Here is a 22,665-nt window from a genome sequence, read left to right as displayed (position 1 = left end):
GTTGGTATGGGGCATCGATTATTTTTGCCTATTTCAGCCGCAGCGGCAGGCCGGCGGCGACGAACTGCACCTCGTCCGCCACCGCGGCGATCGCCTGGTTGAGCCGGCCGGCGGCGTCGCGGAAGCGGCGCGCCAGGGCATTGTCCGGCACGATGCCGAGGCCGACCTCGTTGGCGACGAGGATCACCGGGCCCTTCGCGGCTGCGACCGCGTCGGCGAGGGCAGCCGTTTCCGTATCGAGGTCGCGATCGGCGAACAGCAGGTTCGACGTCCAGAGCGTCAGGCAGTCGATCAGCAGCACGCGGTCCGGCGCCGCCTCGGCATCGATCGCGGCGGGAAGATCGAGCGGCACGTCCAGTGTGGACCAGCGCGGGCCGCGATCGGCGCGGTGGCGGGCGATCCGGTCTTCCATTTCGTCGTCCAGTGCCTGCGCGGTCGCGACAAAGATCAGGTCACCGGGCATGGACTCTGCCCGTGCCTGGGCATAGCGGCTCTTGCCCGACCGGGCGCCGCCAAGAACGAGCAGACGGGTCATGGCTGGGCTTCCCTGGCAAGCTGGATCAGCGCGTCGATGTCGACATGCATTTCGAGATCGTTCGCGATGGCGTCGAGCGCAGCGTCGACCGCGGCGGCATAGTCCGTGCCGCTAGACTCAACACCGATCCGCGCGAGCACCGCCCGACGTAACGCAGTGCTGGCGAACATGCCGTGGAGATAGCTGCCGATCACACGGCCGTCTGGCGCGACGGCGCCGTCCGGTCCGTGGTCGAGCTTGGCAAAGGGGCGGACGGTATCCGGCCCCTTGGTCACGCCCATGTGCATCTCATAGCCTTCGATCGGGACGCCCAGCGCGGTGCCGCGCGCCGGGCGCAGTGCTTTCTCCCGCGTGAGTTCGGTGTCGACGGCGAGCAGGCCGAGGCCGGTCGCGCTGCCGGCGGGACCTTCGATACCATGCGGATCGGCGATCGTCCGGCCGAGCATCTGGTAGCCGCCACAAATGCCGAGCACCGCGCCGCCGCGGCGATGATGGGCGAGCAGATCGATGTCCCAACCCTGTTCGCGCAGCGCGGCGAGATCGGCGATCGTCGCCTTGGAGCCGGGCAGGATCACCAGCGCGGCATCGGCGGGTAGCGGCTGGCCCGGCGGGATCATCGCCAGCCGCACGCCAGGCTCGAGCTTCAGCGGATCCAGATCGTCGAAATTGGCGATGCGCGGCAGCATCGGGCAGGCGATCAGCACATGCCCGCCTTCCGCCCGCGACGTGCGCTCCAGCACCACCGCGTCCTCGCTGGGCAGGCGCGCTGCGTCGCGGAGCCATGGGACCAGGCCATAGCCGCGCCAGCCCGATCGTTCCTCGATCTGCGCATAGCCGTCGGCGAACAGCGCGGGATCGCCGCGGAACTTGTTGATCAGGAAGCCGCGGATCATCGCGGCGTCGTCCGGATCGAGCACCGCGCGGGTGCCGACCACCGCTGCAATCACGCCGCCGCGGTCGATGTCACCGACCAGCAACACAGGCACGTTCGCCGCACGGGCAAAGCCCATATTGGCAATATCGCCCGCGCGCAGGTTGATCTCGGCCGGCGAGCCTGCGCCTTCGACCAGAACGATGTCGCACGATGCGGCAAGCCGGCGAAAGCTGGCGAGCACCTCGCCGAGCAGCGGCTTGCGGGCTGCGCGGAAATTGCCCGCGTCCAGCGTGCCGCGCACCTTGCCCTGCACGACCAACTGCGAGGTGCGGTCGCCCTGGGGCTTGAGCAGCACCGGGTTCATGTCGGTATGCGGCGCCACCCGGCAGGCGAGTGCCTGGAGCGCCTGGGCCCGGCCGATCTCGCCGCCATCCTCGGTTACCGCGGCGTTGTTCGACATGTTCTGCGGCTTGAACGGGCGTACGCGGAGCCCGCGATTGGCGAGGGCGCGACAGAGCCCGGCGACCAGCACCGATTTGCCCACGTCCGACCCGGTCCCCTGTAGCATCACCGCAGCCATGCGATTCCTCCCGCGACCAGCCATAGCAGCGCGCAGGCGCGGACGTAGAGCGTCAGGCCCCGCCGCACGTCTTGCGGCGTGGCCTCGGCGCGGCCCTCGCCGATCCAGGGCTTGGCATGCAGCACGCCGTCATAGGCGACGGGGCCCGCGAGTCGGACGTCGAGCGCGCCCGACATCGCGGCTTCTGGCCAGCCGGCATTGGGGGATGCGTGCTTGTGCGCGTCGCGGTGCAGCACCCGCCAGCCGCGTCCGGCGACGAGGCACAGGGCGAGGCCGGAAAGCCGGGAGGGCAGCAGGTTCATCAGGTCGTCGGTGCGCGCCGCTGCCCAGCCAAAGGCGCGCCAACGTGGCTCGCGGTGGCCGATCAGGCTGTCGGCGGTGTTGATCGCCTTATAGGCCCAGAGGCCGGGCAGTCCGGCGACGAGCAGCCAGAACAGCGGGGCGACGATACCGTCGCAAAAGCTTTCTGCGAGGCTTTCGAGCGCGGCGCGCGCGATGGCGGATGGATCGAGCTGCGCGGTGTCGCGCCCGACGATATAGCCGACGCGGGTCCGCGCCGTTGCCACATCGCCACGGGCAAGCGCCGAGGCGACGGGCACGACATGCTCGTAGAGGCTGCGCTGCGCGATCCCGGGAAAGGCTGCCAGTGCCACGATCAGCCATCCGCCCGGCAGCCCCGCCGCGAGGTGCTCGATCGCCCAGCCGGCACCAACCGCGACGAGCAGCAGGAGCAGGACGGTCACCACGCCGAGCACACGGCGGCGTGCCTCCGGCACCTCCGGGCGGTTCCAGTGCCGCTCACACGCCGCGATCAGCCGTGCGAAGCCGCCAACCGGATGGCCGATCCGCGCATAGAGCCAGCCGGGCCAGCCCAGGCCGGCGTCGAGCGCCAGTGCAGCGAGCGCAACCGGTTCAGCCAAGGCGCAGGGCCTGGTCCAGCCGTTCGAGCGCGGCTGGTTGGTGCGGCACGCCGAACCGCAGTTGGTGCGGTGCCGCGTCGAAGGGGCGGACAAGGATATGCGCGGTTGCCAGCCGTTCGAACAGCGCCGGGGCGTCGGCACTCTCGACCAGGCGAAACAATGGCGATTGGCCGATCGGCGCCAGGCCATGCGCCTGCAGGACGGTGTCGAGCGCCGCCGCGCGTGCAGGAAGGGCGGCGCACGTCGCAGCGATCCAGCGGGCGTCGCGATAGGCGGCGGTGCCGATCGCGAGCGCGGTCGCGTCGATCGGCCAGTCGCCCAGCAGCGCCCGATAGCCGGCGATCACCGCGCGAGGCGCCACCACGAAGCCGAGTCGCAGCCCCGCCAGCCCGAAGAATTTGCCGAACGAGCGAAACACGATCAGGCGGCGCTGGTCCGCGACGCGCGCGGCGATGCTCGCGTCCGGGTGCGGATCGACAAAGGCCTCGTCGACGACGAGCCAGCCGCCCTCCGCTTCGCGTTTGTTCAGCAGCGCGATGAGTGCCTCGGGCGCGTGCAGCGTCCCGCGGGGGTTGTTGGGATTGGCGAGAACAAGCGAATCCCCATGCGCCATCGCCCCACCCGTCGCCCATGGAGTGCTGTCCGCGAACACAGCGGCGTGGGTGCGGTAGCCCGGAACATGGTGGCGTCCCCGGGCACCGAGCAATGGCCGGAGCAGCCGCAGCCCCATTTCGCTCCCCGGTACCGCGCAGACATGCTCGGGGGACACCCCGAAATGGGCGGCAGCGGCCGCTTCCAACGCGTGAAGCGCAGCCGGATCGGGCAGCGGGCGTGGATCGATCGCCAGATCCTGGGGGACAGGCCAGGCATCGGGGTTGATCCCGGTCGAGAGATCGAGCCACACACCATCACCATAGTGCGCCCTTGCGGCGGCGAGGTTGCCGCCATGGTGGCGGAACGGATCGGTCATCGCAGCAGCGGCGTGATCGCGAAGGCGAGGAGCAGTCCGGTCTCCACCAGCTCGATCCCCGCGCCATGCCCGTCGCCCGAGATCCCGCCGAGCATCCGCCTGACGCGCCAGCCCCAGGCGGCGATCAGCACCGGCGCCGCCACCAGCGCCGGCGTCGTCAGCGCCGCCGCGAAGCCTAGCAGCACCAGCCATACGATCAGGTCGGCCGGACGGATGACGTTGCGGAAGCGGCTCGCGAGCCCCTCATGCAGCGGCTTGAGCCACCAGCTCCACACCAGCGGGCCGAAGCGGGCAGCGGCGGGAATGAAGGCGACGGACCACCAGCCGGGCGACGCCAGCACCGCATGCAGCAGCACCAGCTTGGCGAGCAGCTGCAGGCCGATCGCGACCACGCCGAAGCTGCCGACATGCGGATCGGCGAGCACCGCGCGCAGCCGTTCCGGGCTTTTGTGGACCGCGCCGCTGGCATCGGCGAGGTCCGCGATGCCATCGAGATGGAGTGCCCCGGTGATCGCTACCCAGGCGACCAGCCCGGCGAGCGCACCGGTCCAGGGATCGATCAGCTGCCCCAGCCAGAGCGCGAGCAGCACGCCCAGCCCGACGACGAGCCCCGCTGCCGGGAACCAGCGGATCGATCGCGCGAAGGCGGCGTCGTCCGCCGCGACGGCCGGCAGCGGCAGGCGGGTAAGGAATTGGAGCGCGAGAACGCAGTCTTTCATGTCACAAGTCCGATGATCTGGCCGACGCGCGGCGTGCCCGGCCACACGCGCAAGCTGAGCAGCGCGGCATGGGGCAGGGCGATGTTCCAAAGCTGGGGGAAGTCGATGCCGCACAGTGTCGCCAGCGCGGCGCGGATCGCCCCGCCATGGGTGACGACGAGCGTCGGCCGCTCGATGGCTGCCAGCGCCGTGCCGACACGGGTTACCAGCGCCGGCCAGGTCTCGCCGCCGGGCGGGCCGTGGCCGGAGGGATCCTCCTGGAACGCGCCCAGCGCCGCGGCGTCGATATCCGCTAGCGCGACGCCGTCCCAAGCACCGAAATCGAGTTCGCGCCACCGCGCATCCACGTGCGCCGGGACGCCGAGCAGCGCCGCGATCTGCTGGGCCGGCACCTGGGTGCGGGCCAGATCGGAGCTTTGAACCGCGTCCACCGCCAGCCCGGCCGCACGCGCCACGCACGCCGCCACGCCCTCGGCGAGCGGCTGCGCGTCATGGTGGCCGATCAGCTTGCCTTCGGCATCGGTACTGCCGTGGCGCAACAGGTGGACGACGATGTCGGTCACGCGCCGGTGACACCCGCCTGGGCAAAGGTGGCCATGCCGTTGTGCGCCGCCAGCGCCGAGCGCAACACCGCGGCCGCGACCGCCGCGCCGCTGCCTTCGCCCAGCCGCATGTTCAGCTGCAGCAGCGGATTGAGCCCCAGTCGGTCGAGCAGGCGAGCATGGCCGGGCTCGGCCGAGCAATGGCCGGCGATGCAATGGTCGACGATTGCGGGAGCTGCGGCTGCGAGCGGGGCGATGGCCGAACAGCAGATGAAGCCATCGAGCAGCACCGGTACGCCGGCATGGCGCGCGGCGAGGACCGCGCCGGCGATCGCCGCAAGCTCGCGCCCGCCGACGCGGCGCAACGTCTCGAACGGCGTGGTGGGGGCGTCGGCGTGCCGATCCATGGCTTCGGCGATCACCGCCGCCTTGCGGCTCACGCCGTGCGGGTCAAGGCCGGTGCCGGGGCCTGCCCAGTCGGTGGCGCTGCCGCCGAAGCTGCGCAGGCATAACGCTGCCGCCGCGGTCGAGTTGGCAATGCCCATTTCACCGAGCAGCAGCAGATCGGTCCCCGGCGTGACGACGGCGGCGCCGCGATCGAGCGCGGCCAGGCATTCGTCCGCGTCCATCGCCGGTGCCGTGGTAAAATCGCGGGTGGGGCGATCGAGATCGAGCGCGACGACCTCAAGCGCCATGCCGATCGCGCCGGTCAGCGCATTGATCGCGGCGCCGCCGGCCGCGAAGTTGGCGACCATCTGCGCGGTGACTTCCGATGGGAAGGCGCTCACCCCTTGGGCGGCAACACCGTGGTTGCCCGCGAAGATCACGGCGCGCGCGCGGTCCAGCGACGGCGCGGGCCGGCCCTGCCAGCCGGCGAGGAAGATGGCGAGATCCTCCAGGCGCCCGAGCGAGCCGGGAGGCTTGGTCAGCTGCTGCTGGCGCCGCCATGCAGCGTCCGCCGCCGCCGCATCCATGGACGGAAGCGACGCTAGCGCCTGCTCGAATGCCGCGATGCTTACGAACCGGATCATGCCGCAGGTCTCGTGCGGCTGGTGGAATGACACTGTCTCACACGTACGCGCCCCCGTTGCTGGCATGCCGTTCGGCTCGGACGCGCCATCGCGCCTCCGGTCCGTCACTTGTCGCTCGAACGGAAAACCGCGCCACGGCCGCACCCTGGACCGAGCGTGAGCGACCCCGTACCGGCAGGTCTCCTGGCTTGCGGGTCGCTGCAGACCGGGCGCCTTCTCGGGATCGCTCCCAATGGCCTGTGCCCGGCCGCTCACCGCCTACAGTTGCAGGGGCAGCTGCGGCATTGGACGCGCAGGCGTCCGCACCGCATTCCCTATGATCGCCCGCGAACGGGCACCGGCATGGGTTCGAAGGTACAACCTTCGGCGTCGCTCCTAGCGTCGGCGATCGCGATGCGCCAGTGGCCGCGGCTTATTGGTAGAGCTGGGCGGTGCGCGGCAGCAGCTGGTCGATTCGCACGATCAGGTTGAACAGCGACGGAATCGCCTCGGCGCCGTCGCCAAGCTGCTGCACGGCGCGCAGCTGGTGGGTGGCGGCAACCGTGGCGCGGGTGGTGCCCGCGACGTCCGGCGCGTGCGCGATCATCGGCTCGTTGCGGTTCACCCGCACGAGCAGCCAGGCCAGCTTGTGCGCCGCGTCGATCAGCTGGATCCGCTCGGCGGCGAGGAACGCCCAGCTGCCGGTGGCCTCGATCACCGCGGAGGACAGCCCGTCTAGCGCCGCGAGCAGGTGACGCGGACCGAAGGCGGAGTCGTCCGGCGCCGGCGCGAGATCCTGGGCGATGGCTTCGAGCGGGTTACGCGCCAGCGCCCCGACATGCGCGCGCATGCGGACGGAGAGGACGGAACGGTTGAGGCGCGGCATCTGCATAGTGATTCCCCCCACGTTGCGACCTCTACCTATCCGCCCTCCTTTGCGTTGTGTGTGATGCGGATCACACCGGCGTTGCGCCGCAACTCGCCGCGGCGGCGTTGACCCTCCGGACCCGCATCCCTAGGTTTCGTCGCGATGTTTGCAGGTGAACCTCCGCTGACGCTGCCCACGATCGTTCTGGTCGAGGATGATCCCCAGCTGCGCACGCTCACGGCGCGCGCGCTCCAGGAAAACGGCTATACCGTCCGCCCCGCATCGTCTGCGCCGGAGATGTGGCTGGCGCTCGATCAGGGCCCGGTCGATCTTGTGCTGCTCGACGTGATGCTGCCGGGCACCAGCGGCATCGACCTGTGCCGTGCCATCCGCCAGAAGAGCTCGGTGCCGATCATCTTCATCTCGGCCAAGGGCAGCGAGACCGATCGGGTCGTCGGCCTCGAGCTCGGTGCCGATGACTATCTCCCCAAGCCGTTCGGCACGCGCGAGCTGGTCGCGCGGGTGCGTGCGGTGCTGCGCCGCGGTGCCGGCGAGCGCGACGTGGCCGAGCGCCCCAAGGGCGAGATCCAGTTCGACGGCTGGACCGTCAACCTGCCGCGCCGCGAACTGCTGTCCCCCACCGGTGCGGTGGTCGACTTAACCGGCGCCGAGTTCGACCTGCTGGTGACGCTGTGCGACCATGCCGGTCGGGTGATCTCGCGCGAGCGGCTGATCGAGCTGTCGCGCACCCGGCTGGGCGACAGCTCCGATCGAAGCATCGACGTGCTGGTCAGCCGGCTGCGGCGCAAGCTCTCCGATGCGGGGCATCAGGCGCCGATCGTGACGGTGCGCGGCATCGGCTACACGCTCAACGTGCCCGTGACGCGCAGTTGAGGGCGTTTCTCAAGCGCCCCTCCGGGCTGATCGGGCAGGTCTTCGCGATCCTGCTGCTGACCATCCTGATCGAATTCGCCGTATCGACCATGCTCTACGAGCGCGCCAGCCAGTTTGCGGTGCGCGACGACGAGGCGCGGCGCCTGGCCGAGCATCTGGTGATTGCCCGCAAGCTTCTCGCCGAGCAGCCGCCGGCGCGGCGCGAGCGGCTGGCAGTCGACTTCACCACCTCGCGCTACGAGGTGCGCTGGATGCCGCAACTGCCGAGCGGCCTGCGCGAACAGCCCGATCTCGACCGCCTCTACGAGCAGGTGGTGCTGTGGGAGCCGACGCTCGCGATGGACGGCCTGCGCCTGCGGCTGACCTCGCAAGGCAGCAAGGCATTGATCGTCGGCGCCGTGCCGATGCCCGATGGCAGCTGGATGTATTTCCGGACGCGCGAGCATGTCCATGCCGCCGATCTGGGCCTCTCGCGCATCCTGCTGGCGCTGGCGCCGGCGCTGGCGCTGATCCTGATCAGCGGCATTCTGCTCCGGCGCATGTTGTTGCCGATGCGACGGCTGGCGGTGGCGGCGGACCGCTTCGGCACCGGCACCATCCTCGAAGTCGAGGAAGCCGGCCCCAAGGAACTCCGCCGGGTGATCAGCGCATTCAACCGCATGCAGGAACGCATCCAGCGCCTGATCGCCGATCGCACCCAGGCGCTCGCCGCAGTCGGCCATGACATGCGCACGCCGCTCGCCCGGCTGCGGCTCCGCGCCGATGCGATCGCCGACCCGGACGTGCACGCCGCGGTCGAGACCGACATCACCGAGATGGAAGCGATGATTGCCTCGCTGCTCGCATTCCTGGGTGGCGAAGGCGACAATGAAGTCCCCGCGCGCGTCGACCTCGCGGTGCTGTGCGCGACGATTGCCGACGACAATGCCGATCACGGCCGCGACGTGGAATATGATGGGCCGGACCATTTCGAGCATGTCCTGCGCCCGCTGATGCTCAAGCGCGCGCTCAACAATCTCGTCGACAACGCGGTTCATTATGCCGGCCAGTGCTGCATCCGCCTGGTGCCGGTCGACGGCGCGGTGGCGATCCGGGTCGAGGACAAGGGACCCGGCATTCCCGAGGAGGATCTCCAGCGGGTAATGCAGCCGTTCGTCCGCCTCGACGCCGCGCGCTCGCGAGATACCGTCGGGTTCGGGCTCGGCCTCTCGATCGTCGCGCGCGCGGCGGAGGCGGAGGGCGGCAGCTTCCGCCTTGCCAACCGCGCAGGCGGCGGGCTTTGCGCCGAGATTCTCCTGCCGCGCGTCGCGCCAACGGCTTAGCAACGTTTTTTTACGAAAGCGCCGCGATGCAGCAAATCCGCATCCGTATCTCCGTCTCCTGAAGAAATGCCCGCACCGCGGGTCTGTTACAGGAGCAAGCCGTGAACGAAGTGATCGGACGCGTCGTCGATTTCGAGAAGCAGGTCTTCCCGAACCAGCACGCCCTCTATTCCAAGCTCGCCACCCACGGGCAGAGCCCGAAGGCGCTGATGATCTCCTGCGCCGACTCGCGCGTGGTGCCCGAGCAGATCATCCAGGCTAACCCGGGCGATCTGTTCGTCTGCCGCAACGCCGGCAACATCGTGCCGCCTTTCGCCACCCAGAATGGCGGCGTTTCGTCGACCGTCGAATATGCCGTGGCGGCACTCGGCGTGCGCGACATCATCGTTTGCGGCCATTCGGACTGCGGCGCGATGAAGGCGCTGATGAACCCCGAAATGCTGGAAGGCATGCCGAACGTCACCGCCTGGCTGCGCCACAGCCACGCCGCCAAGTGCGTCGTCGACGGCGGCTATGACAATCTCGAAGGCCCGGACGCCGTTCGCACCGCCGCGCTCGAGAATGTCGTCGTCCAGCTCGCCCATCTGCGCACCCACCCGTCGGTCGCGGCGGGCATCGCCCGCGGCGAGATCGCGCTGCACGGCTGGTTCGTCGATATCGGCGCGGGCATGGTGCTCGGCCTCGATGGCGAGTCCGGCCGCTTCATGCCGATCCGCGAAGATCGCCCGATGCCGGTGGCGCTGCCCGCTGGCCAGCGGCTGGCGCGCGACATCGCCTATGCGGAGGCCGCTGAATGAGCACGGTCGCTGAAGCACCGAAGCCGAAGAGCTTCGTGCGCGACTTCACGGCGTCGATCGTCGTGTTCCTCGTGGCGATGCCGCTCTGCATGGGTATCGCCATCGCCTCGGGCGTACCGCCCGAGAAAGGCCTGGTCACCGGCATCATCGGTGGCCTGGTCGTCGGCCTGCTCGCCGGTTCGCCGCTCCAGGTGAGCGGCCCGGCGGCGGGCCTCGCCGTCATCGTTTTCGAGCTGGTGCGCGAGCAGGGCCTGTCCGCGCTCGGGCCGATCCTGATCCTCGCCGGCGCCATCCAGGTCGTGGCAGGCGTGCTGCGCGTCGGCGGCTGGTTCCGCGCAATCTCGCCGGCGGTGGTGCACGGCATGCTCGCCGGCATCGGCATCCTGATCGTCGTCGGCCAGTACCACGTGCTGTTCGACGCCAAGCCGCTGTCGAGCGGGCTTGCCAACCTGGCGGCAATGCCGGGCCGGGTGCTGGGCCTGTCGACCGATCTGGCCGCTGCCGAAATGGCGTTGGGCCTCGGCCTGCTGACCATCGTGACGATGCTGGGGTGGGACAAGTTCAAGCCAGCCGCCGTCAAGCTCGTTCCCGGCGCGCTGGTCGGCGTGGTTGCGGCAACCTTGGTCGCGTTCAGCTTCGGCTTCGACGTGACGCGGGTGACGGTGCCCTCGAACATCGTCTCGGCGATCGCGCTGCCGGAAAGCGGCTTCCTCGCCAAGTGGATGGATCCAGGCGTGATCACCGCCGCGATCGCGCTCGCCTTCATCGCCAGCGCCGAGACCCTGCTGTCGGCCGCCGCGGTCGATCGCATGCATGACGGCGTGCGGACCAACTACAACAAGGAACTGCGCGCGCAGGGCATCGGCAACCTGCTGTGCGGCGTCGCCGGCGCGCTGCCGATGACGGGCGTGATCGTTCGCAGCTCGGCCAACGTCCAGGCCGGTGCGCAGACGCGGCTCTCGGCGATCCTGCACGGCGCGTGGATCCTCGGCTTCGTGGCGCTGCTGCCCTGGCTGCTGCGCGAGATCCCGATGGCGGCGCTCGGCGCGGTGCTGGTGGTGACCGGCGCCAAGCTGGTCAACCTCAAGCATGTCCGCCACCTGTTCGGCACGTACGGCGTGCTGCCGGCGGCGATCTGGGCGATCACGTGCCTGCTGGTCGTGACCGAGGACCTGCTGACCGGCGTGCTGGTCGGTATCGCGCTGTCGCTGCTCGAATTGGTGCCGAACCTCCGTCGCCTCGGCCTCAAGGTCGACCATCAGGAGGCGGCCGGCGAACACCGCATCGCACTGGCGGGCTCGGCGACGTTCATCACGCTGCCCAAGCTTTCGGACCGGCTCGAGTCGGTGCCGGGCGGCACGTCGGTGCTGCTCGACGTGTCGCGACTCGACGCGGTCGATCACAGCTGCGCCGAACTGCTCAAGGACTGGCTGCAGCGCCGCCGCGCGGGCGGATCGCCGGTCGATGTGCAGGGCGCCGGCGGCAAGACCGCGGTGCTCGCCGGCTAAAGAGACACACCCCGAAGACCTGGGGCGGCTTCCCTCGCGGAAGCCGCCCCATTTTTTTGTCAGATTTCCAGCTGGCTGCCCAATTCGACCACGCGGTTGGTGGGAAGCTTGAAGAACTCCATCGCGCTTTCGGCATTGCGCACCATCCAGGCAAACAGCTTCTCGCGCCAGATCGCCATGCCGGGGCGCGACGAGGGCAACAGCGTCTGGCGGGCGAGGAAGTAGCTCGTCTCCATCGGCCGGAACGGCGCACCGCAATCCTGGATTGCCGCCAGTGCCGCCGGCACGTCGATCTCATCCATGAAGCCATAATGCAGCACCACGCGGAAGAAGCCGTCGCCCAGCGGCTCCATCGTCGTGCATTCGGCGCCGCGGACATGCGGGACCTGCTCGATCGCGACGGTGAGCAGCACGATCCGTTCGTGCAGCACCTTGTTGTGCTTGAGGTTGTGGAGCAGCGCGGGGGGGATGCTGTCCGGCGTCGAGGTGAGAAACACCGCGGTGCCCTTCACCCGCGTCGCGGTCTGGGCTGCCGAGCGAATGAACAGCGCGATCGGAATCGCACCTTCCTGCAGCCGGGCGAGTACCAGCCGGCGCCCGCGCGACCAGGTGGTCAGCAGCACGAACGCCACCGCGGCGACGAGCAGCGGAAACCAGCCGCCATCGGGGATCTTGGTGATGTTCGAGGCGAAATAGGCGCCGTCGATCAGCAGGAACAGGCCGGTGACGAGACCCGCGAGCAGCTTGTTCCACTTCCAAACGGCGAAGGTTAGCACCCCCAGCATGCAAGCGGTGATGAACATCGTGCCGGTCACCGCGATGCCGTAGGCCGAGGCGAGGTTGCTCGAGCTGCGGAAGCCCAGCGCCAGCAGCACCACCATCACCAGCAGGCCCCAGTTGACCAGCGGGACATAGATCTGCCCCGCTGCCTTGGCGCTGGTGTGGAGGATGCGCAGCCGCGGCAGGAAGCCGAGCTGCACCGCCTGTTGCGACACCGAGAAGGCGCCCGAGATCACCGCCTGGCTGGCGATCACTGTCGCCATCGTCGCGAGGATGACCAGCGGCAGGCGCGCCCAGTCCGGTGCCATCAGGAAGAAGGGGTTCTCGATCATCGCCGGGTTGCGCAGGATCGCCGCCGACTGCCCCAGATAGTTGAGCATCAGGCACGGGAAGGCGATGTAGAGCCACGACACCATGATCGCGCGGCGGCCGAAATGGCCCATGTCCGCATAGAGCGCCTCGGCGCCGGTTACCGCCAGCACCACCGAGCCCAGCGCGAGGAAGGCGAGGGTGGGATCTAGCAGGAAGAACTTCACCGCATACCAGGGGTTGAGCGCCCACAGGATTTCCGGCGCAGCGACGATACCGCGGATTCCGAGCACCGCGATCACCGCGAAATAGAACAGCATCACCGGACCGAACAGCTTGCCGACGGCGGCGGTGCCGCGCGCCTGGATCGCGAACAGCGCGACGAGGATCGCGACGGTGACCGGCAATACCAACGGCGCGAAGCCGGCTTCGACGGTGGTGAGGCCTTCCACCGCGGAGAGCACCGAAACCGCGGGGGTGATGATCGCGTCGCCATAGAAGAGCGCGGTGGCGATCACGCCGGTCATGGTGATCGCGACGCGCCAGCGCGTGTCGCCCATCATCCGCGTGATCAGCGCGAGCAGCGCCAGGCTGCCGCCTTCGCCCTTGTTGTCGGCGCGCAGGATGAGCACGACATATTTGATCGTGACGATCGACGTCATCGTCCAGAAGATCAGCGACAGCACCCCGAAGATGTGCGCCGGGTCCAGGGCCAGCTTGTGATGGCCGATGAAACTCTCTTTGAGCGAATAGAGCGGCGACGTTCCGATGTCGCCGAACACGACGCCGATGGCGCCGATGGTCAGAGCGGCAAACCGCTCCTGATGCGCATGCGCGGGGGCGTCCCCGTCGCTCGCTGACTGCTCCACTGCAGATCTCCGTGCCCGACCGATTCGGGGTGCCACGCGGTACGCCTGCCGATTTTCGCATGCCAGTGGGTAACGAAGCATTCCCGCCGCATGTCGCACGCATTTCAGGACAGGTGTTGCGTGTTTCCCCTAGCCGCAAAAGGAAAGGGCCGCACCGATCGCTCGGTACGGCCCCTGCCTTGTTGGTAGAGTCGCTCGACTCAGCCCTGCGCGTCTTCCGCGGCGGGGGCTTCGGTCGCGATCTCGCCCGGCTCGGCGTTGGGATCATAGTCCTCGGTGAAGCCGGTCTCTTCGCGCTCGAACATCGCCGCCGTGACGTCGACGCCCTGCGCCTGCATCTCGGCTTCTTCCGGCGAACGTGCAACGTTGACCTTGACGGTCACCGCAACTTCCGGGTGCAGCGCGACGCGCACTTCGTACAGGCCGATCGCCTTGATCGGACGGTCGAGCACGATCTGCGCCTTGTTGACCTTGTGGCCGTCGGCGGTCAGCACCTCGACCAGGTCGCGCACCGCGACCGAGCCGTACAGCTGGCCGGTGTTCGACGCCTGGCGGATCAGGGTCACCGAAACGCCCTCGAGCGTCTTCGATTCCTTCTCGGCCTCGACGCGACGGGTCGCGTTCTCGGCTTCGATGCGCTCACGATTGGCTTCGAAGACCTTGCGGTTGGCTTCGTTGGCGCGGAGCGCCTTCTTGCGCGGCAGGAGGAAGTTACGGGCAAAGCCGTCCTTCACCTTCACCACGTCGCCGATGTGGCCGAGCTTCTCAACGCGCTCCAGCAGAATGACTTCCATGGATCCGCTCCTTACTTAACGATGTAGGGCAGCAGGCCCAGGTGACGGGCGCGCTTGATGGCCTGGGCCAGTTCGCGCTGCTTCTTCGCGCTCACCGAAGTGATGCGCGAGGGGACGATCTTGCCGCGCTCGGAGACGAAGCCCTGCAGCAGGCGGACGTCCTTGTAATCGATCCGGGGCGCATCCTTCGCGGAGAAGGGGCAGCTCTTGCGGCGGCGGAAAAACGGTCGTGCCATGGTCTATCGCTCCTTATTCGCCGTCGAAACCGCCGTCGCGCTCGCGACGACCACGACGCTCGCGGTCACCCTTGCGCATCATCACCGACGGGCCCTGCTCGTGGCCGTCCACCTTGACGGTCATGTAGCGGATCACGTCTTCGTTGATCTGCGTCTGGCGCTCCAGCTCGGCGACCACGCCGGCCGGCGCGTCGATCTCGAGCATCACATAGTGCGCCTTGCGGTTCTTCGCGATGCGATAGGCCAGGCTGCGAAGACCCCAGGTCTCGGTCTTGACGACCTTGCCGTTGTTGTCTTCGACGATCTTGGTGGCGGTTTCCGCCAGCGCGTCCACTTGCGCCTGTGCCAGATCCTGGCGCGCAAGGAACACATGCTCGTACAGAGCCATTCGTTCTCTTCCATGTTGGCCGATCGCTGACGCCGCCCCATGCGGTCGCCCCTCCGGCTGTCGTCTCGATAAAGCAAACGGAGCGGACGCATTGCTGCTCCGCTCCGATCGGGTGCCCTTACGCCAAAGCGGGGGCGGAATGCAAGTGCAATCAGGCCGCGGCGAACGTGACCTGGCGGTTGCGACGACGGCGCAGCGCACCGCCGGCCATGCCGACGCCGGCGATCATCATGCCCCAGGTCGCCGGCTCGGGTACGCCGGCCACCGCCGCCGAGCCGAAGAAGACGATGTGCGACAGGTCCTTGGCGTTCTTGCCGTGCGGGATGTCCGCGCTGCTCCAGGTGCCGCTGCTCAGATCGGCGATCTTGTAGAGCGAGAAATAGTTACCCGCCTTCACCGCCATATAGTCGATCACATAGCCCGGCGTCGACCAGGTGCCCGACGATCCCTTGCCACCGGTGATGAGGCCCGAGGTGGTGTCCGTGTCGAACAGATAGTTGAGCGTGATGTTCGGGCGCGCGCTCGGCACGACATTGTTGTAGACGTTATAGTAGTTCTGAGCGAACTTGTAGCCGTTGATGTTCAGAGGATTGGCGTTGCCTGTGATATTGCCGAGGAACAGGCAGCCGCTGGATGAAGTGACCGAGGTGCACTTTCCAAGAACGATGGCGGAGGCGTTGGCTACGCAGGGCGCCGTTGCCATCAATAGTGTGCCTGCGGACAGAATAGCCTTCAACTTCATCACGATTCCTCCCTTGATCAGTTCGCTAAATCTGCAAGGAGCGTAGGGCGTGCTTGTTTTTCCAGCAACGGCAACAAGTTCGGTTAACTGTGTCAAAAGCGGGCAATCGCTTCAGTCTGGTACGGTTCAAGGCTAGCCGTCGCGGAAGATATGGTTTGCCGCCTTGTCGGAACCTCCGGCCCGCGCGCTGCTGGCGGCAGACTTGCGTCCTGCCCATGTCTCGCCGTAACGCGCTCGGCCATTCACAGCGCTTCCGCAGGAGAGACATGTATGCGCGCGTTCCTTTTTCCCGGTCAGGGCAGCCAAGCGGTCGGCATGGGCAAGGCGCTTGCCGAGGCGAGCCCCGCCGCGCGCGAGGTGTTCCAGGAAGTCGACGAGGCACTGGGACAGCACCTGTTTAAGCTGATGAGCGAGGGGCCCGAGAGCGACCTGACGCTCACCGCCAACGCCCAGCCGGCGATCATGGCAAACGCCATCGCGGTGCTGCGCGTGCTGGAGAAGGAAGGCGGCATCCGTCTTGCCGACAAGGCCGACTTTGTCGCGGGCCATTCGCTCGGCGAATATACCGCACTGTGTGCCGCTGGTGCGCTCGATCTCGCCACCACGGCCAAGCTGCTGCGCAAGCGCGGTGATGCGATGCAGTCAGCGGTGCCCGTGGGCGAGGGGGCAATGGCAGCGCTGCTCGGCGCCGATCTCGTCAAGGCGCAGGCGATTGCCGATGCCGCCGCCGAGGGCGAAGTCTGCACGGTCGCCAACGACAATGATCCGACCCAGGTGGTGATCTCGGGCGCGCGTGCCGCGATCGAGCGAGCGGTGGCGATCGCCAAGGACCACGGTGCCAAGCGCGCGCTGCTGCTGCCGGTCTCGGCGCCGTTCCACTGCCCGCTGATGCAGCCTGCCGCGGACGCGATGGAGGCGGCACTGGCCGAGGTGGCGATCCAGGCGCCGCTGGTGCCCGTCTATGCCAACGTCACGGCGGCGCCGGTGGCCGATCCGGCAACGATCCGCACGCTGCTCGTCGAGCAGGTGACCGGCATGGTCCGCTGGCGCGAATCGGTGTCGGCGATGTTCGATGCGGGCGTGCACGACTTTGTCGAGCTGGGCGGCAAGGTGCTCGGCGGCATGGTCAAGCGGATCAGCCCCGACGCTGGCGTGACCAGCGTGGTGACGATGGATGACATTGAAGCGCTCGTGAAGGCGCTCTGAGGAGATACCGACATGTTTGATCTTACGGGAATGACAGCGCTCGTCACTGGCGCTTCGGGCGGCATCGGTTCGGCGATCGCAAAGGCGCTGGCGGCGCAGGGCGCCAAGCTGGCGGTGTCCGGTTCCAATGCGGAGAAGCTGGAAGCATTCCGCGCCGGCCTGGGCGGGGAGCATGTAGCGCTTGCCTGCAACCTGTCGGACCGTGCTGCCGTGGATGCACTGGTGCCGCAGGCGGTGGAGGCGCTGGGTGGCAAGCTCGATATCCTCGTCAACAATGCCGGTGTCACCCGCGACAATCTCGCGATGCGGATGAAGGACGAGGAGTGGGAGCAGGTCATCCAGGTCAATCTGGAAGCCGCGTTCCGCCTGATGCGCGCCGCGGCCAAGCCGATGATGAAGGCGCGGTTCGGCCGCATGATCTCGATTACCTCCGTCGTCGGCGCCACCGGTAACCCGGGCCAGGCCAACTATGCCGCCTCCAAGGCTGGGCTGGTCGGCATGTCGAAGGCGCTGGCGCAGGAACTCGCCAGCCGCAACATCACGGTCAACTGCGTCGCCCCGGGCTTCATCCGGTCGGCGATGACGGACGTTCTGCCGGATGCGCAGAAGGAGGCGCTCCTCGGCCGCATTCCTGCCGGAAAGCTGGGCGAGGGCGAGGATATCGGCGCAGCGGTCGTCTATCTCGCCAGCAAGGAGGCCTCCTATGTGACGGGCCAGACCTTGCACGTGAACGGCGGGATGGCGATGCTCTGATCCGACAGGCCGGGGGGCGTGGAGTAGGAAGAATATGCGTCTGGGAATCGCCACTGCATTCGTACTTGCATTCGCCACCCCGGCCGTCGCGGCGCCGGCGGATCCCGCTTCGATCGTCTGTGTCGGGCAGAAGCTCGATGCAGCCGTGAAGGCGCAACTCGCCGCGAATGTCGAGCGTAACCTCGCCAACCCCGCCCAGCGGCCAAGCTATGACCCGGCCGTCACGCGCGGGCTTAATGACGCCACCACCGCCTGCGCCAACGAGCGCGGCTGGAGCGGGGCTGCGGCGACGGCGTCGGGCGTCTATGCCCTCGCCGAGATCGGCCTGCCGGTCGCCAAGCGGGTGGTGCAGGGCAGGGGCTTCGATCCGGCAGCGCTCGACCAGCAATATGCCGCGCTTCCCGAAACGGTGCGCCGCGCGCCGCTCACCGCAAAGGCGACACAGGACCTGATCCGCGCCTCGGTTACCGACGAAGCGCAGCAAACCCGCGCTAACGCACAATTGCTCGCGCAATATTTTGCGTTTCTCAATACGCTGGAATATGCTTCAGCGGACTTTTCCCGATAGCGAGGGCGGGCGCCGCACGGCACCCTCTTGCAACCGCCCCGGCGGCATTCTAGGTGCGGGAAAACGGATTCAGAGCCCCATCACAAAGGAAAACAGGGACCATGGCCAACCAGGAAGAGATCACCACCCGCGTGCAGGCGCTCGTTGTCGACCATCTGGGCGTCGACGCCAAGGACGTGGTGCCGACCGCGAGCTTCACCGATGACCTCGGCGCGGACAGCCTCGACATCGTCGAACTGGTGATGGCCTTCGAGGAGGAATTCGGGGTCGAGATCCCGGACGACGCCGCGGAGAAGATCAGCACCGTCGGCGACGCCGTTGCCTACATCTCCGAGCATCAGCAGGGCTGACGCTCGAAACGCGCTCCCGGCCCGATGGGCAGGAATTGCGACTAGGCGGCTTCCCGTCCCGTGCCTCTTGGGCGATGCGGACGGGGAGCCGTTTTGTATTAACACTACAACCGAACGTAGATTGACTGGAGAACTGCCATGCGCCGCGTAGTCGTGACCGGCCTGGGCCTCGTCACCCCCTTGGGGGCCGATGTCGAAACCGCCTGGAAGAACATCCTCGCCAGCAAGTCCGGCGCGGGCACGATCACCAAGTTCGATGCGACGGATTTCCAGAGCAACTATGCCTGCGAAGTGAAGCCCGCCGACCATGAATATGGCTTCGATGCCGGCAAGCGCGTCGACCACAAGATCCAGCGCCAGGTCGATCCGTTCATCGTGTTCGGCATCGATGCCGCCGGCCAGGCGATCGAGGACGCCGGCCTGCTCGACATGCCCGAAGAGATGCGCTTCCGCGCTGGCTGTTCGATCGGCTCGGGGATCGGCGGCCTGCCGGGCATCGAGAGCGAATCGCTCGTCCTCCACGAAAAGGGGCCGAAGCGCGTCTCGCCGCACTTCGTTCATGGCCGCCTGATCAACCTCATCTCGGGCCAGGTCTCGATCAAGTACGGCTTGATGGGTCCGAACCATGCGGTGGTCACCGCCTGCTCGACCGGCGCGCACTCGATCGGCGACGCCGCGCGGATGATCGCGATGGACGATGCCGACATCATGCTTGCCGGCGGCGCGGAAAGCACCGTCTGCCCGATCGGCATCGCCGGCTTCGGCCAGGCGCGTGCGCTCTCCACCGGCTTCCGCGACGATCCCACCAAGGCCAGCCGCCCCTGGGATCAGGGCCGCGACGGCTTCGTGATGGGCGAGGGCGCGGGTGTCGTCGTGCTCGAGGAATATGAGCATGCCAAGCGCCGCGGTGCCAAGATCTATGCCGAAGTGGTCGGCTATGGCCTGTCGGGCGACGCCTATCACGTGACCGCGCCGCATCCCGAAGGCTCGGGCGCGTTCCGTTCGATGCAGATGGCCGTTCGCAAGTCGGGTCTGACGCTCGAGGACATCGACTATATCAACGCGCACGGCACCTCGACCCCGATGGGCGACGAGTTGGAGCTCGGCGCGGTGCGTCGCCTGTTCGGCGATGCGCTCGGCAGCCTGTCGATGAGCTCGACCAAGTCGGCGATCGGTCACCTGCTCGGCGGTGCCGGCGCGGTGGAGAGCATCTTCTGCATCCTGGCGCTGCGCGACCAGATCGTGCCGCCGACCCTCAACCTCGACAATCCGAGCGAGAATTGCGCGGGTGTCGACCTGGTGCCGCACGTCGCCAAGGAGCGGAAGGTGAAAGCGGTGCTGAACAACTCGTTCGGCTTCGGCGGCACCAATGCCAGCCTGGTGATGAAGGCGCTGTAAGCCATGCCGCAGGACGCGCGACCTCGTTCCGTCAAGCGTGCGCCTGCGCGCCGACGCCGGGGCCCGCGCGTTCTGCTGGTGGCGGCCCTGCTGCTGGTCGCCGCCTTTGTCGGCGGCTGGTACCTGTGGGCGGGGCCTGGTCCGGCGACGCAGGAACTGAGCGTCGTCGTGCCGGAAGGCGCGACGCTTTCCAGAGCGGCGCGCGAGCTGGAAAAGGCGGGGGCGATCGCTTCGCGCCCGATCTTCCTGTCCTTTGCCAAGGTTCTGGGCGGTGACGGCACGATCCGCGCAGGCGAATATCGCATCGAGCCGCGCACCAGCGCGCGACAGATCCTGGCGATGCTCCAGGAAGGCAAGACGCTGCAGCGGCTGGTGACCGTGCCCGAGGGCATGCCGTCGATACTGGTCGCCGAGGCGCTGGCGAAGGCGCCGGCGCTGACCGGCACCGCCAAGACGCCGGAAGAGGGCTCCGTACTGCCCGACAGCTATGCCTATGTGCGCGATGAACCGCGTGCGGCGGTGCTGGCGCGGATGCAGAAGGCGATGACCGCCTATCTCGCCAAGGCCTGGGCGGGGCGGGACAAGGGGCTGGTGGTGACCACCCCCCGCGAGGCGATCATCCTTGCGTCCATCGTCGAGAAGGAAACCGGCAAGCCGGCCGAACGGACCATGGTCGCTGCCGTCTACGCCAATAGGCTGAAGGCGGGCATGCCGCTCCAGGCCGATCCGACGATCATCTACCCCGTCACCAAGGGCAAGCCGCTCGGCCGCCGGATCCTGCAATCGGAACTGCGCGCGAAGAATGGCTATAACACCTATGCGATGCGTGGGCTGCCGGAGGGGCCGATCGCCAATCCGGGCCGCGCCGCGATCGACGCGGTGCTGCATCCAGCCCAGTCCAAGGCGCTCTATTTCGTGGCAGACGGCAGCGGCGGGCATGTATTCGCCGAAACCTATGCGCAGCATCAGGCCAATGTGGCCAAGTGGTACGCCATCCGCCGCGCCCGCGGCGAGATGTAAGCGGCTGTCCGGGCAGCTTGTTTCGGGTGCAGGCTGCTGTACCAATGTCTCCCTGATCAAAATGCCAGGGGGATTTACCGAATGCGCCGCGCCGCTCTTTGCTGCCTGTTGCTCGCCACCGCCAGCCCGATTTGGGCGCAGGAAAAGCCGAAAGAGGCCCCTGCCAAGGGCGATCATCGCGAGCAGATGAAGGCGGAGGCGGAGGCCGGCTGGGCCAAGCCCTCCGTCGACGAGGCCAGCGCGGTCAGCCATGGTGCGGTCACCGTCGGCGGCCAGCGCATCGCCTATACCGCCACCGCCGGAACGCTCACCATCCGCGACGACGACGGCAAGCCGACCGCGTCGTATTTCTACACCGCCTATACCCGCGACGGATTGTCGCGCGAGGCGCGGCCGGTGACCTTCTTCTACAATGGCGGCCCGGGCTCGCCGACGATCTGGTTGCATATGGGCAGCTTCGCGCCGGTGCGGGTCACCACCGCCAATCCCGAATATATCCGCCCGGCACCCTATGGCTTCGGCCCCAACCCGGATTCGCTGATCGACAAGAGCGATCTCGTCTTCATCGACGCGCTCGGTGCGGGCTGGTCGCGGCCGCTGGGCGACAAGACCGGGAAGGACTTCTGGGGCGTCGACCAGGATGCCGACGGCTTTGCCCGCGCCATCCGTCGCTACACCAGCAAGTTCGATCGCTGGCCTTCGCCGAAGTTCCTGTTCGGTGAGAGCTATGGCACGCTGCGCAACCCGGTGGTGGCGGCCAAGCTGGAAGAGGCCGGCCTCAGCCTGAACGGCATCGTCCAGTTCTCGACGATCATGAACTATGGCGTGCGCCAGCCCGGCTACGACCAGAATTTCCTGACGCTGTTCCCGACCATGACGGCGACCGCCTGGTATCATAACCGGCTGCAGAACCGTCCCGCGGATCTGCCCGCCTTCCTCGCCGAGGTCCGCGCCTTCACCAGCGGCCCCTATGCGGCGGCGCTGGCCAAGGGCTCGACCATCTCGGCCGAGGAGAAGACGGCGATCGCGAAGAAGATGTCGGAATATACCGGCATCGGCGAGGCCTATATCCTGCGCGCCGACCTGCGGCTGACGCTGCCGCGCTTCCAGACCGAACTGCTGCGCGACCGTCGCGTGGCGGTGGGGCGGCTCGATTCGCGCTACCTGCTCGCCATGACCGACGCCAACGCCGACAGCCCGAGCGACGATCCGGCCTCGACCGCGGTCACCGGCGCCTTTGTCGCGACGTTCCAGGACTATGCGACGCGGGTGCTCGGCTACAAGACCGACATGCCGTACCGCATGAGCGCGCGCGGACCCGGCTTCGACTGGGACTGGAAGCACCGTACGCCCGACGGCAGCGGCACCCATCTGGCGCCCGACAGCGCGGTCGACCTTGCCTATACGATGCGCACCAACCCGTATCTGAAGGTGCTGTTCATCAACGGCTATTACGACTTTGCCACGCCCTTCTACGGCGCCGAGTTCGACGTCAGCCACATGCTGCTCGACCCGCAGCTCCAGAAGAACATCCGCTTCACCTATTATGACGCGGGACACATGGTGTACCTCAACCCTGCGGCGCTGCCGCAGATGCACCGCGACCTGTCCGCCTGGTATGACGAGGCGCTGCGCAGTGCTGCTGCATCCACCCCGCCGGCGCGGCCCGAGGCCAGGGCAGCCAAGGACTGAACGGGGACCGAGGCGCGGGAG

At 67.8% G+C, this 22,665-nt stretch carries 24 protein-coding genes and 1 riboswitch; of the genes, 11 read left to right on the top strand and 13 right to left on the bottom strand.

All coding sequences use genetic code 11. The annotated features are described in order from the left end of the window. Window positions 1-28: 28 nt before the first annotated feature. The 8 genes from cobU to SAZ01S_RS12785 all read right to left on the bottom strand — a co-directional run bounded on the left by cobU (window position 29) and on the right by SAZ01S_RS12785 (window position 7,042). Complete coding sequence (gene cobU, locus SAZ01S_RS12815; RefSeq protein ID WP_084582659.1) at window positions 29-535, bottom strand: bifunctional adenosylcobinamide kinase/adenosylcobinamide-phosphate guanylyltransferase; 507 nt, start codon at window positions 533-535, stop codon at window positions 29-31. Next, window positions 532-1,989 (bottom strand): cobyric acid synthase, encoded by a 1,458-nt coding sequence (locus SAZ01S_RS12810; RefSeq protein ID WP_084582658.1) that lies wholly within the window; start codon window positions 1,987-1,989, stop codon window positions 532-534. Before SAZ01S_RS12810 ends, cobU begins: the two co-directional genes overlap by 4 nt. Beyond that, a complete protein-coding gene (gene cbiB / locus SAZ01S_RS12805) occupies window positions 1,977-2,909 on the bottom strand; it encodes an adenosylcobinamide-phosphate synthase CbiB (protein ID WP_245824822.1) in 933 nt (310 codons plus the stop codon). The genes SAZ01S_RS12810 and cbiB overlap by 13 nt, the downstream gene beginning before the upstream one ends. Further along, the gene (locus SAZ01S_RS24440; RefSeq protein ID WP_139810064.1) at window positions 2,902-3,879 is read right to left on the bottom strand and encodes an aminotransferase class I/II-fold pyridoxal phosphate-dependent enzyme; all 978 of its coding nucleotides are present in this window, start codon (window positions 3,877-3,879) and stop codon (window positions 2,902-2,904) included. Before SAZ01S_RS24440 ends, cbiB begins: the two co-directional genes overlap by 8 nt. Continuing rightward, window positions 3,876-4,598, bottom strand: a complete 723-nt coding sequence (locus SAZ01S_RS12800) for an adenosylcobinamide-GDP ribazoletransferase (protein ID WP_084582656.1) — start codon at window positions 4,596-4,598, stop codon at window positions 3,876-3,878. Before SAZ01S_RS12800 ends, SAZ01S_RS24440 begins: the two co-directional genes overlap by 4 nt. After that, complete coding sequence (locus SAZ01S_RS12795; RefSeq protein WP_084582655.1) at window positions 4,595-5,161, bottom strand: histidine phosphatase family protein; 567 nt, start codon at window positions 5,159-5,161, stop codon at window positions 4,595-4,597. The genes SAZ01S_RS12800 and SAZ01S_RS12795 overlap by 4 nt, the downstream gene beginning before the upstream one ends. After that, window positions 5,158-6,171, bottom strand: coding sequence for a nicotinate-nucleotide--dimethylbenzimidazole phosphoribosyltransferase (gene cobT / locus SAZ01S_RS12790; protein WP_084582654.1), 1,014 nt, complete (start codon window positions 6,169-6,171; stop codon window positions 5,158-5,160). The genes SAZ01S_RS12795 and cobT overlap by 4 nt, the downstream gene beginning before the upstream one ends. A 156-nt stretch (window positions 6,172-6,327) precedes the next feature. Continuing rightward, window positions 6,328-6,528: riboswitch (cobalamin riboswitch) on the bottom strand. A gap of 55 nt (window positions 6,529-6,583) precedes the next feature. Beyond that, the gene (locus tag SAZ01S_RS12785; protein ID WP_084582653.1) at window positions 6,584-7,042 is read right to left on the bottom strand and encodes a hypothetical protein; all 459 of its coding nucleotides are present in this window, start codon (window positions 7,040-7,042) and stop codon (window positions 6,584-6,586) included. A gap of 159 nt (window positions 7,043-7,201) precedes the next feature. Between SAZ01S_RS12785 and SAZ01S_RS12780 the strand changes: the two genes are divergently transcribed. The 4 genes from SAZ01S_RS12780 (at window position 7,202) to SAZ01S_RS12765 (ending at window position 11,539) form a co-directional block, all read left to right on the top strand. Then, window positions 7,202-7,912, top strand: coding sequence for a response regulator transcription factor (locus tag SAZ01S_RS12780; RefSeq protein ID WP_084582705.1), 711 nt, complete (start codon window positions 7,202-7,204; stop codon window positions 7,910-7,912). After that, entirely contained in the window at window positions 7,909-9,234 is a 1,326-nt protein-coding gene (locus SAZ01S_RS12775; RefSeq protein ID WP_084582652.1) for an ATP-binding protein, read from the top strand. Before SAZ01S_RS12780 ends, SAZ01S_RS12775 begins: the two co-directional genes overlap by 4 nt. Before the next feature lie 101 nt (window positions 9,235-9,335). Then, complete coding sequence (locus SAZ01S_RS12770; protein WP_084582651.1) at window positions 9,336-10,031, top strand: carbonic anhydrase; 696 nt, start codon at window positions 9,336-9,338, stop codon at window positions 10,029-10,031. After that, window positions 10,028-11,539: a SulP family inorganic anion transporter gene (locus tag SAZ01S_RS12765; protein WP_084582650.1), complete on the top strand. Its 1,512-nt coding sequence runs from the start codon at window positions 10,028-10,030 to the stop codon at window positions 11,537-11,539. Before SAZ01S_RS12770 ends, SAZ01S_RS12765 begins: the two co-directional genes overlap by 4 nt. 59 nt (window positions 11,540-11,598) lie before the next feature. On the opposite strand, the gene SAZ01S_RS12760 is transcribed toward SAZ01S_RS12765, so the two are convergent. The 5 genes from SAZ01S_RS12760 to SAZ01S_RS24435 form a co-directional block, all read right to left on the bottom strand. Beyond that, a complete protein-coding gene (locus SAZ01S_RS12760) occupies window positions 11,599-13,497 on the bottom strand; it encodes a potassium transporter Kup (RefSeq protein WP_084582649.1) in 1,899 nt (632 codons plus the stop codon). A 200-nt stretch (window positions 13,498-13,697) separates the two neighbouring features. After that, window positions 13,698-14,291, bottom strand: coding sequence for a 50S ribosomal protein L9 (gene rplI / locus SAZ01S_RS12755; protein ID WP_084582648.1), 594 nt, complete (start codon window positions 14,289-14,291; stop codon window positions 13,698-13,700). Window positions 14,292-14,302: 11 nt separating this feature from the next. Beyond that, window positions 14,303-14,527 (bottom strand): 30S ribosomal protein S18, encoded by a 225-nt coding sequence (gene rpsR, locus SAZ01S_RS12750; RefSeq protein WP_010543816.1) that lies wholly within the window; start codon window positions 14,525-14,527, stop codon window positions 14,303-14,305. Window positions 14,528-14,540: 13 nt separating this feature from the next. Then, window positions 14,541-14,915 (bottom strand): 30S ribosomal protein S6, encoded by a 375-nt coding sequence (gene rpsF, locus SAZ01S_RS12745; RefSeq protein WP_010543817.1) that lies wholly within the window; start codon window positions 14,913-14,915, stop codon window positions 14,541-14,543. Between the two features lie 151 nt (window positions 14,916-15,066). Next, a complete protein-coding gene (locus SAZ01S_RS24435) occupies window positions 15,067-15,657 on the bottom strand; it encodes a PEPxxWA-CTERM sorting domain-containing protein (protein WP_245824820.1) in 591 nt (196 codons plus the stop codon). A gap of 270 nt (window positions 15,658-15,927) precedes the next feature. Here SAZ01S_RS24435 and fabD point away from each other — a divergent pair, with 270 nt between their 5' ends. The 7 genes from fabD to SAZ01S_RS12705 all read left to right on the top strand — a co-directional run bounded on the left by fabD (window position 15,928) and on the right by SAZ01S_RS12705 (window position 22,644). After that, window positions 15,928-16,863 carry an ACP S-malonyltransferase gene (gene fabD, locus SAZ01S_RS12735; RefSeq protein ID WP_084582647.1) on the top strand — a complete coding sequence of 312 codons (936 nt, stop codon included), beginning with the start codon at window positions 15,928-15,930 and terminating at the stop codon, window positions 16,861-16,863. Window positions 16,864-16,875: 12 nt separating this feature from the next. Then, window positions 16,876-17,616 carry a 3-oxoacyl-[acyl-carrier-protein] reductase gene (gene fabG, locus SAZ01S_RS12730; protein WP_084582646.1) on the top strand — a complete coding sequence of 247 codons (741 nt, stop codon included), beginning with the start codon at window positions 16,876-16,878 and terminating at the stop codon, window positions 17,614-17,616. Window positions 17,617-17,650: 34 nt separating this feature from the next. Next, a complete protein-coding gene (locus tag SAZ01S_RS12725) occupies window positions 17,651-18,184 on the top strand; it encodes a hypothetical protein (RefSeq protein ID WP_084582645.1) in 534 nt (177 codons plus the stop codon). 101 nt (window positions 18,185-18,285) lie between these two features. Then, window positions 18,286-18,534, top strand: coding sequence for an acyl carrier protein (locus SAZ01S_RS12720; protein ID WP_010543822.1), 249 nt, complete (start codon window positions 18,286-18,288; stop codon window positions 18,532-18,534). A 138-nt stretch (window positions 18,535-18,672) separates the two neighbouring features. Continuing rightward, window positions 18,673-19,932, top strand: a complete 1,260-nt coding sequence (fabF, locus tag SAZ01S_RS12715; protein WP_084582644.1) for a beta-ketoacyl-ACP synthase II — start codon at window positions 18,673-18,675, stop codon at window positions 19,930-19,932. A gap of 3 nt (window positions 19,933-19,935) precedes the next feature. Then, the gene (gene mltG, locus SAZ01S_RS12710; protein ID WP_084582643.1) at window positions 19,936-20,952 is read left to right on the top strand and encodes an endolytic transglycosylase MltG; all 1,017 of its coding nucleotides are present in this window, start codon (window positions 19,936-19,938) and stop codon (window positions 20,950-20,952) included. An 81-nt stretch (window positions 20,953-21,033) separates the two neighbouring features. Next, complete coding sequence (locus SAZ01S_RS12705; RefSeq protein WP_084582642.1) at window positions 21,034-22,644, top strand: S10 family peptidase; 1,611 nt, start codon at window positions 21,034-21,036, stop codon at window positions 22,642-22,644. Window positions 22,645-22,665 lie beyond the last annotated feature (21 nt).

Origin of the sequence: Sphingomonas azotifigens NBRC 15497 (assembly GCF_002091475.1) — a bacterium.
Classification (GTDB): domain Bacteria; phylum Pseudomonadota; class Alphaproteobacteria; order Sphingomonadales; family Sphingomonadaceae; genus Sphingomonas; species Sphingomonas azotifigens.
The sequence above is the reverse complement of the archived record's forward strand: the minus strand, read 5'-3'. Positions and strand labels throughout refer to the sequence as shown.

Coding starts and splice junctions, on each gene's coding strand:
- cobU (WP_084582659.1), bottom strand. CDS start 535: ATGACCCGTCTGCTCGTTCTTGGCGGCGCCCGGTCGGGCAAGAGCCGC.
- SAZ01S_RS12810 (WP_084582658.1), bottom strand. CDS start 1,989: ATGGCTGCGGTGATGCTACAGGGGACCGGGTCGGACGTGGGCAAATCG.
- SAZ01S_RS24440 (WP_139810064.1), bottom strand. CDS start 3,879: ATGACCGATCCGTTCCGCCACCATGGCGGCAACCTCGCCGCCGCAAGG.
- SAZ01S_RS12800 (WP_084582656.1), bottom strand. CDS start 4,598: ATGAAAGACTGCGTTCTCGCGCTCCAATTCCTTACCCGCCTGCCGCTG.
- cobT (WP_084582654.1), bottom strand. CDS start 6,171: ATGATCCGGTTCGTAAGCATCGCGGCATTCGAGCAGGCGCTAGCGTCG.
- SAZ01S_RS12785 (WP_084582653.1), bottom strand. CDS start 7,042: ATGCAGATGCCGCGCCTCAACCGTTCCGTCCTCTCCGTCCGCATGCGC.
- SAZ01S_RS12765 (WP_084582650.1), top strand. CDS start 10,028: ATGAGCACGGTCGCTGAAGCACCGAAGCCGAAGAGCTTCGTGCGCGAC.
- rplI (WP_084582648.1), bottom strand. CDS start 14,291: ATGGAAGTCATTCTGCTGGAGCGCGTTGAGAAGCTCGGCCACATCGGC.
- rpsR (WP_010543816.1), bottom strand. CDS start 14,527: ATGGCACGACCGTTTTTCCGCCGCCGCAAGAGCTGCCCCTTCTCCGCG.
- rpsF (WP_010543817.1), bottom strand. CDS start 14,915: ATGGCTCTGTACGAGCATGTGTTCCTTGCGCGCCAGGATCTGGCACAG.
- SAZ01S_RS24435 (WP_245824820.1), bottom strand. CDS start 15,657: ATGAAGTTGAAGGCTATTCTGTCCGCAGGCACACTATTGATGGCAACG.
- fabD (WP_084582647.1), top strand. CDS start 15,928: ATGCGCGCGTTCCTTTTTCCCGGTCAGGGCAGCCAAGCGGTCGGCATG.
- fabG (WP_084582646.1), top strand. CDS start 16,876: ATGTTTGATCTTACGGGAATGACAGCGCTCGTCACTGGCGCTTCGGGC.
- SAZ01S_RS12725 (WP_084582645.1), top strand. CDS start 17,651: ATGCGTCTGGGAATCGCCACTGCATTCGTACTTGCATTCGCCACCCCG.
- SAZ01S_RS12720 (WP_010543822.1), top strand. CDS start 18,286: ATGGCCAACCAGGAAGAGATCACCACCCGCGTGCAGGCGCTCGTTGTC.
- fabF (WP_084582644.1), top strand. CDS start 18,673: ATGCGCCGCGTAGTCGTGACCGGCCTGGGCCTCGTCACCCCCTTGGGG.
- mltG (WP_084582643.1), top strand. CDS start 19,936: ATGCCGCAGGACGCGCGACCTCGTTCCGTCAAGCGTGCGCCTGCGCGC.
- SAZ01S_RS12705 (WP_084582642.1), top strand. CDS start 21,034: ATGCGCCGCGCCGCTCTTTGCTGCCTGTTGCTCGCCACCGCCAGCCCG.